Source organism: Endozoicomonas sp. ONNA1, from assembly GCF_024606325.1.
Lineage (GTDB): Bacteria > Pseudomonadota > Gammaproteobacteria > Pseudomonadales > Endozoicomonadaceae > Endozoicomonas_A.
The window spans coordinates 1-1,936 of the sequence record NZ_JAHHPN010000408.1; the positions used below are offsets into that span (position 1 = coordinate 1).

1 protein-coding gene is annotated in these 1,936 nt (G+C 48.8%); it reads right to left on the reverse strand.

The window, feature by feature from the left end; genetic code table 11:
- Nucleotides 1-1,724: hypothetical protein (locus KDK19_RS09260; RefSeq protein WP_257291806.1), on the reverse strand; the 1,724-nt coding region annotated here is incomplete at its 3' end.
- Nucleotides 1,725-1,936 lie beyond the last annotated feature (212 nt).

The window sequence follows — 1,936 nt, forward strand, 5'->3', positions numbered from 1 at the left end:
GCTTGAGCATTCTTGCAGACCTTCCCGCATGGCTGTTGCTGGCCATTCTCCCTGACCACTGTCAAGTCACAGGTTTGTGGCCCGCTGTGGGCTATTCTTTTGTGATGCCACAGGGCTCTATTATTCTTGCAGACCTTCCCGCATGACTGCTGCTGACCATTTTCCCCGACCAATGTCGCCTCACAGGTTGGCTGATGCTTGTTGTGGAATAGGCGTTTGTGATCAAACAGAGCTTGAGTATTCTTGCAGACCTTGCCGCATGGCTGCTGCTGGCCATCCCCGCCGACCACTGTTTCGTTACAGGCTTGTGGTCCTGTGTGGGCTCTTCTTTTGTGGTCCCACAGGGCTCTGCTGTTGTTGAAGACCTTCCCGCATGAGTGCTGTTGACCATCCTTCCCGACCACTGTTGCCTCACAGGTTGGTCGCTGCCCGCTGTGGAATTTGCGTTTGTGTTCTACCAGGGCTTGAGCGTTCTTGCAGACCATGCCGCATGGCTGCTGGCCATCCTCACTGACCACTATTCCGTCACAGGTTTGTGGCCCGGTGTGGGCTCTTTTTTTGTGTTCCCAAAGGGCTTTATAACTCTTGCAGACCTTCCCGCATAACTGTTGCTGACCATTCTTACCGATCACTGTTTTCTCACAGCTCAGTTGCCCGCTGTGGAATTTAAGCTTGTGATCCGACAGGGCTTGTTCTGTGACTGTATGGTAAAGATGAGATGAACTCTGACCCAGTTGGGATGATTCTATCGTTGTTTGATGTGTTTCTGAAGTCTCAAACAGGGAGGTTAACTGGCCGAGCGTATCGCAAATTCCGACTTCTTCGGGAAGACTTTGTGGAAGGATTAGCTCATTGATGGTCGAAACACCAACGGCGTTGGAGAGAAAATTCACATTATAATTGAGTTGGCCGGCAGCATCAGTTGTATAGTCAGCGTCAGCATTCATTGGGTATGTAATGTATACAGGATCAAAATGACCCATGCATCTAAAGCAGTGTCCATTGACCAAATGGGGACACGAGCTTTTTCCGGAGTCTAACGGCCACTCAGAGGGCTCTCTGCTATCTGACGATGGGCGGAATTGACAAACGCCACGACAGGGATGGATGAAACAATCTAAACCCAAAGTATGCAGGTGTTGTTGGGGGTTCCCGTTACCGCTTCCAGAGCCAGAATACAGACGGCTAACGAAAGAGTCTGCAGGATCGGCCGCGGCTTCCGTGGCATGCTGACCTGATGATTTTGATGGTTGGTATGATTGTTGACTATGTCCTGAGCCAAGAACCATAGTGATGGTTGCAAACGGGTCATCCTGACTGGCTTCTTGTTGTTCGATCAGATCAAACGACGATGATTTTATGTTTAAGTGGCTTTTTAAAAGCCAGATGATATCGACAAGCACTTCTAATGGTAACCATGAATAAGCGGTGGCACCCGGAGGAGCGTCTTTGATAGTCAGGGTCAGCAGGCCAGTGGCGTAAACCGATTGCCAGGAAATCGCTTCAATAATGGTCGTTTCTACTCCGTGGCCCCAAGATCTGCGGGGTTTGTCATCAGGCGATGAATCTGGTCCTGCATAGTCTTTTGTGTTGGTAGTGTCTGAAGGGTTTCCAACACGCTTTACAAAAAAGCTCTGGTTTGGAAATATTCTAGTCTGTTCAAGCTCGACAATATAATGTCCTGTAAACGGTTCGGTCTGACAGGCGACAGGACATGTCAGCAAAAGCAGTGCCGCAAAGAGTGAATGTTTAATAATTATAGCCGCGCGTTCCAGTTGATAGAGACGAAGGATAGATCAAGAAAATATGTGTGTTTCTCTGTCAAAGATTTTCTGTTAAAAACTAGCAGCCTGTCGGACTTAAGCGTCCGTAGCGAGGATTGCAGCAAATTGGTCTGAAAATCCGCTTTTGTTCGTCAAATAGCTCGCTATTCTCC